Origin of the sequence: Catenovulum agarivorans DS-2, from assembly GCF_000568405.1 — a bacterium.
GTDB lineage: Bacteria > Pseudomonadota > Gammaproteobacteria > Enterobacterales > Alteromonadaceae > Catenovulum > Catenovulum agarivorans_A.
The window spans coordinates 1-9,370 of the sequence record NZ_ARZY01000065.1; the positions used below are offsets into that span (position 1 = coordinate 1).

A 9,370-nucleotide genomic window follows, 5' to 3' on the forward strand; every position below is an offset into this window, starting at 1 on the left:
ATTGAGTGACACAGATTTCTAAACACTACCATTTTTACCCTTGACTTTAAGCAACGTACAGTCATCGTGGTTTGATAAGTAATTTATTATTTCAATTACACTTTGTTTGGAAAGACCTGTATCTTCGTTTTCATCAATATCAAAATCTAAGGCTAATTGCATATTACCTTCAATAAATGGTGCGCTACTTAGGTCTTTAATTAGTTGAGGTGCGTTTTCAGATACATCTGAAAGTGAAGATGTTCCTATTTTAAAGTGCAAACTACTGTAGTCTGCAATTTCGGTTAGTTTTGAAAACTCTTTTTCTTTTGGAATAAGTTCAAGTTTAACTTTATTGTCTCTGCTGTTGGTAAATTGATCCAGCAAAGTTTTTCCTACACTCTTTAAACTTACGCTTGGTCCCGATGTAAATCCAAGTACTACTTTTAACTGTGGGATAATTGAAAAAAAGAAAGGATCTCCAATTATTCCTTGATTTATGGCTATAGACGTTATTTTACCATCACTAGTTGCTTTTGTTTGCCATGTATTTCTCTCACGAACAACTGTGACAGGGTATATGTCTATATCTGCTTGTTGGACGCTCTCAGAGGTTTTTATTAAATGCTTTTTATTTCGAATCCCAATAATTCTCGTATGATTATCATTGTTTAGATTAGCTTGATAATTAGAAACGAACTCAGAAAAAAAATTACCCTCAGCTTCAATCGAGAAAAACCTTACATTAATGCTTTTTTTTAGTTTGTTCATAATATTCCATCGCATGTATTAAACAGCTTTTATCTTAGATATAAGTTCTCATATTTTTTGAGAAAAATCTATGGGTGCTGTTTATTTATACAGTTTTTTTGTTGTGGCATTAAGCCAATTCTAATTCTTGAATTCAAAAGCCAAAAGTGAATATATAGAAAGATAGACAGCTAATCCGTCAATGTACTTTGAAATTCTTTCATATTTCGGCTTATATCAACACAGTTTTTCTCATCATAAAGGGTTATTGTAATTTTGCCATCCATAGATAATGAAACGTATTTGATAATAAATGTCTCTCCATTTATTACAATTTTTTCGTTGCTAGGTAGTGCGCAAGATATAATTCCGAAAACAGAAAGATCAATGGTTATTATGCTCAACAAATAAAAACTTTATATAGTTAACTAAATAAACTAGAGTCAGCTATACTAGTATCTCATAATACAAAGTGTTGAGGTATGGTGTAATGAGCGCTGACTCTAACCAACTTATCGACAAGGTTGTTGATGTTACCAATGTCAAAGACAGGTTGAGTTTAGATCAAATCGTAATATTGGCGATAAAAAACTTACTAGGTGATGCTAATATCAACTTGTACCGCGCGATTCCTCATGTAGATTCTTTTTATTATGTTGTATCTACGCAGTCGAATACTTTAAGTAAATACGAAAGTGAGCTGGTGACTAAAAGTTTTGCGCAATTGCAGCAAGACCCATTGTTCGCTCGTTGCTACTCAAATCAACATATGCAAGCGGATGAAAGCCGCTGTGTGTGGCCTTTGTCTAAACTGGGTATTCACTATGGTTTTATTGAAATAAACAATATCCAGCAACGAACCGAACAGCAGGCGGTTGTTGATAATTTTGTCGCTATTTATTGCAATTTATCTTATCTGATTAATGAAGCTGAAAAAGATACGCTAACTGGTTTATATAACCGCAAAACACTCGATGGGCGGTTAGAGCAATTATTACAACACGCGCAGGCATTAAAAAAGCATTCGTCCCAACAAGGTCGTAGTGATGCTGAAAAACGCCACTATTGGATAGCACTGATTGACATTGACCATTTCAAAACGATAAATGACACCTATGGGCATGCATATGGTGACGAGGTCCTGATTACCATATCTAAGCTAATGCAAAAAAAGTTTCGTAAAGAAGATTTGTTATTTAGATATGGTGGAGAGGAATTTATTGTCATCATAGACGCGACCACCGAAGATACCGCGTTAATGGTGTTGAATAGGTTTAGACAAAGTGTTGAACAACATCATTTTTCAACAATTGGCAGGGTAACCATTAGTGCAGGTGTTACCAAAGTCGATTTAATGTGTCCTTCTACCACTTTGGTGGGCCAGGCGGATAAAGCTTTGTATTTTTCTAAAAGCCATGGGCGAAATTGTGTATCTTATTACCAAGATTTGGTTCAGCACGGTAAAGTCGCTGAACCAAAATTTGATAACGACATTGAACTCTTTTAACTGCTGAGTTGTTTTAGCTGTTGTAATACGTGTTCTTTTTCTGGTAGTAGCTGAGTTTTAATAGCTCGCTTGTTTAACCAGTAGATGCCAATTGCAACTAATAAAACGGTTATAAGGTAGCCAATCTGAAAAGTATCGAATACTGGCATTCCAGTTTCTGTGACTTGTGAACCCAAGTGAATTAAAGAAACGCTAACTGCAATTGGTGCGATGTACCATTTAACCACATTGCTGAGTAATTCGATCTGACGGTCAATTTTGTCAATTTGTCTGTTTAAGAAAATTTTAATATTGTCGGCAGCATCGGGTGTTACTTGTACTTTGCGGGCTTGATACATTCTCCATGGTATATATAAACAACTTACAGTCGCTAAGATTAGACCGATAGTTTGAATAATACTTACGGAAAAATTGAGTGCTATCAACCAAACAGGCACCAGTAAAAATGCCAAAGCTGTTTCGGTAAAGTCACGGCGTTTCAGTGTTTTTTCAAACTTTGTTGCCTGCTGTCTAATTTGTTTAAAGTCGATACTAGGTACAGCTGAATCCTCGGCGAAAATATTTGCGGTTTTTGCATCTTCAAGTTTCATTGTTAAGCTCCTAATGTGCTTTGTTCAAAAGAGGTTTTGATTCGGTTTAAACGTTGGCGAACTGCATTTGCACTTATACCTAGAACATCGCCAGTTTGTTCTGAGGTAAAGTTGTCTAAGTACATAATTAAAATTGCTGAGTCAGTTTCTGATAAAGTTTCGGCAAACTGCAGCAGCAAGTCAGCTTGGCAAGCAGGGGATGAAGCTAAATCAGACGCTTCTGTTTCCACCAATACGTCTGATACTGTTGAAACTCGAGTTTTATCTTTGCGTACATAGCTATAGGCTGTGTTAAGCGCAACTCTGTACATCCAAGTCTCAAAAGTCGATTCAGCACTAAAGCTTTGAAAGCTACGCCATAATTGCAAAACAATTTCTTGGTATAGATCGTCGCTTTCATTTTTTGCACTGTATCTACGTGCAATAAAATTCAGCTTTTGTTCTTGCTGTTTTATCAGATTTAGAAAGTGGGGTGACATGTGGTTCCCTTTTTGTTTTGTCGCTTTCCTATATTGGTCGAATCAAAACCTAATTTGTGTCACTTGGTTATAAAATAATTTTAAATTTTTTGCGAGCTTAGTTAGATGTGTGATCTAAATTTTTGAATTTTAGTTGGTTTTTTCTTTTTCTGGCGGGGAATATTGGAGCCAACTGTTATTTGACTCCAATGATTCAAACGGTTTGCTTAGACGAGTGTCTTTAGCGGTTAATCGTTAATGCTTGGCCGCTGATGTCTTTACTTTGATCAGACATTAAATATAAATAAGTTGGCATAATTTCATGCGGCTGTTTAAGTGTGGTTGGATCCTCAGCAGGGTAAGCCTTACGGCGCATATTAGTTGCCGTCGCGCCTGGATTTAAGCTATTAAAACGCATTTTAGTATTGTCGTATTCATCCGCTAATACTTGCATCATGCCTTCAGTTGCAAATTTACTAATTGCATAGGGAGCCCAAAATGCGCGACCTTTGCGGCCAACACTTGAACTGGTAAAAACAATAGAAGCACTTGGTGATTTTTTTAACACAGGCAACAAAGCTTGGGTCATAATAAATTGCGCATTTACGTTAACTTGCATTACTTCTTGGTACATATCTTCTGGAAATTGTTCAAAAGACATAATGCTACCAAGCGCACTGGCGTTGTGTAATAAGCCATCTAAGCGACCAAAAGTTTGTTCTATGGTAGTCGCCATATCAATGTAGTTTTGTTTGCTTGCGCCTTTCATATCCAAAGGGATAATAGCTGGCTCTTTTATATCAAACTCAGGCGACAAAGCCATTATTTCATCGTAAACAGCTTCTAACTTTTTAGTAGTTTTGCCTAATAAAATAACTTCAGCGCCATGTTTAGCAAAACATATAGCGGCAGCTTTACCAATACCATCACCAGCACCAGTAATTAAAATAACCTTATCTTTTAACTCGGTTGTTGTTGCTTGAAAATCAGCAGGAATATTCATCTATTTAAATCTTTATTTTTTCAGTTAAGGAAATTGTTTATTTTCCACTTCTTGTCTGTACTTGGCACACACTTGCGAAATCGTTTCAGTAACATGGGCATATTGTTTGGAAAATGGCGGCCAATAATCACCTATGCCTAATGCATCGTTAATGACTAAAACTTGCCCGTCAGTGTCACCACCCGCGCCAATTCCAATTGTAGGAATGGTTAAAGCTTGGGTAATTTTAAGGCCGAGCTCTGCAGGTATATGTTCTAACACTAGCATGCCTGCGCCAGCTTGTTGTAGCGCAACTGAATCTTGTAAAATTTGTTCGGCCTCGGCTGCATCTTTACCGACCTTTTTAAAGCTAGTGGCTTTTTGTGGGGTTAAACCTGTATGTGCAACAACTTCAATGCCTTCTGCAACTATAGCTTTTACCGCATCAAAATAAGGTCCTTCAAGTTTTACGCTATCAGCGCCTGCTGCAACCAATTTTTTTGCATTGGAAACAGCGTCTTCAACACTTTCATAAGACAGGTGAGGTAAATCACCAATAATATGGGTATTAGGCGCGCCACGGCGCACAGCACCAATATGGTAAACCATGTGTTCCATAGTCACATCGCGGGTGCTCGAAAAGCCCATTTCAACCATGCCGACAGAATCGCCAACTAAAATAATAGGTACACCTGCTTGTTCAATACTGCGCGCAACAGGGCAGTTGTACGCCGTTAACATGCTAATACGGGTGTTGCCCTTTAAATTTTGTAATTGTTTAAGTGTTTGTTTCATTTTTAATCAACCATTTGGGTTAATTGCAATCGCCGTAGGATACTGCATTTTGACGGGTAAAAAAATGGCTTAATGTATTCTTGTGTTACAATGCGCGCGTTTCTATAAACGTTGTTTGAAAAGGTTTAGTGTGCAAAAGTTCGACGTAGTAATTATTGGTGCGGGTGCAGCTGGGTTAATGTGTGCAGCTACGGCTGGTTATCGCGGTAAGTCGGTCGCGGTATTAGACATGGGTAAAAAAGCTGGGCGTAAAATACTTATTAGTGGTGGAGGGCGTTCTAATTTTACCAACAGAGTCGCCACTGCTGAAAACTATCTTTGCCAAAATCCACACTTTGTAAAATCTTGTTTAAGCCGCTATAGCTCGAATGATTTTATCGAGCTTGTTGAACGTCATGGTTTGAGTTACCACGAGCGTTTGCATGGCCAGCTATTTTGCGACAATAGTGCACAAGACTTAGTCGATATTTTATTAACTGAGTGTGATTGGGCTGGCGTTGAAATTAAGCTGCGTAATGAAGTTTTGTCTGTTGCTAAAAACGAGCAAGGTTATTTAGTTACCACTAATCAAGATGAATATTTGTGTCAGTCACTCGTTGTTGCGTCTGGCGGGTTAACTATGCCGAAACTGGGTGGCAGTCCATTAGGTTATAAAATTGCAGAGCAGTTCGGTTTAAAAGTCGTCCCAACTACCGCAGCATTAGTGCCATTTACTTTACATGATCACGATAAACAAAGGTTTGATGGTTTATCTGGCATTAGTATCGACTGTTTAGTTACCAGTGAAAGTGGCAAACAATTTAGAGAAAATATCTTATTCACCCACAGGGGGTTATCAGGTCCTGCTATTTTACAGATTTCTTCGTATTGGCAAGCAGGGCAAGCTGTCACCATTAATCTTTTACCAGAGTGTAACTTAACTGAGCAACTAGAAAACTGGCGCAAAGACAGCCCGAAAAAGTCGCTGAAAAATTGCTTAACACAATTGCTGCCATCACGTTTTATCGAAATTTTAATTAATGATAAAGCGCTACCTGATAAGCCGGTTAATCAGCTATCGCATAGTGAAATTAAGTATATTCACGACTATTTACACAATTGGACAATTAAACCCAACGGCACCGAAGGATATCGAACTGCAGAGGTTACACTAGGTGGAGTGGATACTGACGAACTTAGCTCAAAAACCTTTGAAGCAAAAAAATCGGCTGGTTTATATTTTATTGGAGAAGTAACTGATGTTACTGGTTGGTTAGGCGGCTACAATTTCCAATATGCTTGGAGCTGTGGTGTTGCTTGCGGAATGGCGTTATAAAGATGAAAAAACTCTCAAAAGTACAAATTAAACAACAAGCGGCGGTTATGTCAGCGGTAGAAGCATTAGAACAAAAAGCTTTTGCTGAACTTCCGGATGTTGAACAGTGCTGGTTTAGTATGGAGCACAATGCTTTCCCTGGAAGTTTATTGGTCCGAGTGCAGTTTAATAACCAGCAGGCAGTAGACGAGGCAAATGCTCAACTCACTTTATGGCAAAAGCGCTTATCTGCGTTGTTGTTAAAAAAAGGTATTCTAATTAAAAACATGCGAAACCATTTGGTTTTTACCCAATTAGGGCCTGACGACTAAATCAGCGGTTATTTGTATAAAATTCGTTGAAATACCAGCAACAATCTATTTGTTATCTAGCACTTATCCGCTTAGTTAACTTAGGCTACAATAGTGCTTTTTATTATCCAAGATGAGTTATGAGTTCAATACAATCATTATTAAGCAAAGTTCAAGCAACACCAGAATCAGTCAGTTTTGCAGAAGTTATTCAAGTGGTAGAAGAAAACTACCATTTTACTGAAACCGAATTTAAAAACGGTGAAACGGTAAACTTAGCAGGGCAGAATAACGGCTCGTGTAAAATTTTTGCCTTTGCAAAGTTACATAATTTATCGCCACAGCAGGCACTGCATTTGTTCGGTGATTATTACCGCAAAGATGTATTAGAGAACCCCCAAGGAACAGATCACCAAAATATCCGCAACTTTATCAAGTTTGGTTGGGATGGGGTTGTATTTTCCAGCGAAGCACTCAAAGTTAAAGAAGCTTAATCTTATATGTTTAAATTTTTTGAAGGGCTGTTAAAGCCCTTTCCTGCAGAAGAGCCCACCACACCGCCAAGTACTCTGTTTGCCTTTTGTCGCCACTACAGTAAAGGTATAGGGCTATATTTAGCTTTAATGTCGTTGCTTACGGCTACTTTAGCGATCATTGAAGCTTACCTAATGTCTTACTTAGGTCGCTTAGTGGATATTTTAGCCAATTCCAGCCCAGATACATTTTTACAGCAGAATCAAGGGCAGCTTATTTGGTTAGGCTTTTTAATACTCGTAGCGGCACCTTTAACCATTTGGTTGCATGCAACCGTAGTGCACCAAACATTACTTGGCAATTATCCGATGGCAATTCGCTGGCAAGCACATCGATACTTATTAGGCCAAAGTATTTCGTTTTTTCAAAATGATTTCGCCGGTCGTATATCAACCAAAGTTATGCAAACCTCTTTGGCAGTGCGCGAAAGTGTGATGAAGCTTTTAGATGTTTTTGTCTACGTAACCGTTTATTTTGCCAGTATGTTGGTGTTGATTGCTCAGGCTGATTGGCGTTTGGCATTGCCTATGTTTGTATGGTTAGTGGTTTATATTGTGTTGCAAGGATTCTTTATTCCACGACTCAAACAAGCTTCGATGCAACAAGCCGACGCTCGAGCCGACATGACAGGGCGCATTGTAGACAGCTATACCAACATTAGTACGGTTAAGTTATTTGCGCATACCAAACAAGAAGCGACTTATGCTAAGTCAGGCATGGCTGGTTTTCTCAAAACCGTTTATCGACAAATGCGTTTGGCTACAGGCATGATCACCAGTGTGCAAATAAGCAACTATTTATTATTATTTGCAGTTGCATATTTATCTATAGCTTTGTGGTTAGAAAGTTCAATTACTGTCGGGGCCATAGCGGTAGCCGTTAGTTTGTCGTTACGTTTAAATGGCATGTCACAATGGATTATGTGGGAAGTGAGCTCGTTGTTTGAAAATATTGGTACAGCCACAGATGGCATGCGCACCTTAGCGCAACCGCGTGACGTGCAAGATAAACCACAAGCACAACAATTGAATGTCAATCAAGGCGCGATTCATTTTAATCATGTCGACTTTTCTTACGGCAACGTCAAGGTATTTGATAATTTAGATTTAAAAATACAGCCAGGCGAAAAAGTTGGAATTGTTGGCCGCTCAGGCGCGGGCAAATCAACATTGGTAAATTTGTTGCTGCGTTTTTACGATATTAATAACGGCAGTATTCAAATTGACGGCCAGGACGTTTCGAAGATTCAACAGGAAAGTTTACGTTCGAAAATAGGCATGGTTACCCAAGACACGAGTTTGTTACATAGAAGTGTACGCGAGAATATTCTATACGGACGCAACGATGCCAGTGAAGATGAGCTCATTGCAGCAGCTAAACAAGCGGAAGCGCATGACTTTATCCAAAGCCTAACCGATTTACAGGGAAGAACTGGTTATGATGCACAAGTGGGCGAGCGCGGAGTTAAATTAAGTGGGGGTCAACGCCAACGAATTGCGATTGCGCGTGTATTATTAAAAGATGCACCTATACTTGTTTTAGATGAAGCAACATCTGCATTGGACTCGGAAGTGGAAGCGGCGATTCAAGATAGTTTGTACAAGCTGATGCAAGGCAAAACCGTTATTGCAATTGCACATCGCCTTTCAACCATTGCAGCAATGGACCGACTTATTGTTCTAGATGGAGGGAAGATTGCCGAACAAGGGACTCACAAAGAGTTAATTGCCAGTGGTGGAATTTATGCACAATTATGGGCACACCAGACAGGTGGTTTTATTGGGAATGATTTATAAATAATGTACAAAGAATATTTATTGTCTAAACCTGAGGCCGAATTGGATTATCCATTTGGCCCCGACGTCGCGGTATTTAAAGTAGCAGGCAAAATGTTTGCTACTTTATCATTTGGTAAAGTTCACCCTGAATTTGATGCTTGTGACAATATGAACTTAAAATGCTCGCCAGAGCAAGCAATTGAGTTGCGTGACATATTTGCTGCTGTTGTCCCCGGATATCATATGAATAAAAAGCACTGGAATACCGTCGTGCTTAATGGCAGTGTGCCTGAAGGGGAGATAAAGCGCATGATTGATATGTCGTATGCGCTTGTTGTTGCGGGTTTACCAAAAGCTAAAAAGGTAGTGTTTAGAAATCTGTGTCACTCAAT

At 38.8% G+C, this 9,370-nt stretch carries 11 protein-coding genes; 6 read left to right on the forward strand and 5 right to left on the reverse strand.

All coding sequences use genetic code 11. The features are described from left to right. Positions 1–18: 18 nt before the first annotated feature. Positions 19–750 (reverse strand): hypothetical protein, encoded by a 732-nt coding sequence (locus DS2_RS18850; protein WP_035016629.1) that lies wholly within the window; start codon positions 748–750, stop codon positions 19–21. Between the two features lie 469 nt (positions 751–1,219). Here DS2_RS18850 and DS2_RS20115 point away from each other — a divergent pair, with 469 nt between their 5' ends. Then, entirely contained in the window at positions 1,220–2,236 is a 1,017-nt protein-coding gene (locus tag DS2_RS20115) for a GGDEF domain-containing protein (RefSeq protein ID WP_051480026.1), read from the forward strand. On the opposite strand, the gene DS2_RS18860 is transcribed toward DS2_RS20115, so the two are convergent. The 4 genes from DS2_RS18860 to panB all read right to left on the reverse strand — a co-directional run bounded on the left by DS2_RS18860 (position 2,233) and on the right by panB (position 5,061). Then, positions 2,233–2,826 carry a hypothetical protein gene (locus tag DS2_RS18860; RefSeq protein ID WP_035016620.1) on the reverse strand — a complete coding sequence of 198 codons (594 nt, stop codon included), beginning with the start codon at positions 2,824–2,826 and terminating at the stop codon, positions 2,233–2,235. The two genes, DS2_RS20115 and DS2_RS18860, sit on opposite strands and share 4 nt — an antisense overlap. Before the next feature lie 2 nt (positions 2,827–2,828). Continuing rightward, positions 2,829–3,305 (reverse strand): sigma-70 family RNA polymerase sigma factor, encoded by a 477-nt coding sequence (locus DS2_RS18865; protein WP_051480027.1) that lies wholly within the window; start codon positions 3,303–3,305, stop codon positions 2,829–2,831. Positions 3,306–3,525: 220 nt separating this feature from the next. Then, positions 3,526–4,287 carry a YciK family oxidoreductase gene (locus DS2_RS18870; protein ID WP_035016621.1) on the reverse strand — a complete coding sequence of 254 codons (762 nt, stop codon included), beginning with the start codon at positions 4,285–4,287 and terminating at the stop codon, positions 3,526–3,528. A 24-nt stretch (positions 4,288–4,311) separates the two neighbouring features. Continuing rightward, the gene (gene panB / locus DS2_RS18875; RefSeq protein ID WP_035016622.1) at positions 4,312–5,061 is read right to left on the reverse strand and encodes a 3-methyl-2-oxobutanoate hydroxymethyltransferase; all 750 of its coding nucleotides are present in this window, start codon (positions 5,059–5,061) and stop codon (positions 4,312–4,314) included. 130 nt (positions 5,062–5,191) lie between these two features. On the opposite strand from panB, the gene DS2_RS18880 reads away from it, so the two are divergent. The 5 genes from DS2_RS18880 to DS2_RS18900 all read left to right on the forward strand — a co-directional run. Beyond that, on the forward strand, positions 5,192–6,376 hold the full coding sequence (locus tag DS2_RS18880) for an NAD(P)/FAD-dependent oxidoreductase (protein ID WP_035016623.1): 1,185 nt from the start codon (positions 5,192–5,194) through the stop codon (positions 6,374–6,376). A 2-nt stretch (positions 6,377–6,378) separates the two neighbouring features. After that, positions 6,379–6,687, forward strand: coding sequence for a hypothetical protein (locus DS2_RS18885; protein ID WP_035016624.1), 309 nt, complete (start codon positions 6,379–6,381; stop codon positions 6,685–6,687). Between the two features lie 119 nt (positions 6,688–6,806). After that, a complete protein-coding gene (locus tag DS2_RS18890; RefSeq protein WP_035016625.1) occupies positions 6,807–7,160 on the forward strand; it encodes a HopJ type III effector protein in 354 nt (117 codons plus the stop codon). A 6-nt stretch (positions 7,161–7,166) separates the two neighbouring features. Further along, positions 7,167–8,996, forward strand: a complete 1,830-nt coding sequence (locus DS2_RS18895) for an ABC transporter ATP-binding protein (RefSeq protein ID WP_035016626.1) — start codon at positions 7,167–7,169, stop codon at positions 8,994–8,996. Between the two features lie 3 nt (positions 8,997–8,999). Continuing rightward, positions 9,000–9,370, forward strand: a 371-nt coding sequence (locus tag DS2_RS18900) for an MmcQ/YjbR family DNA-binding protein (protein WP_035016628.1), incomplete at its 3' end; no start/stop codon positions are given.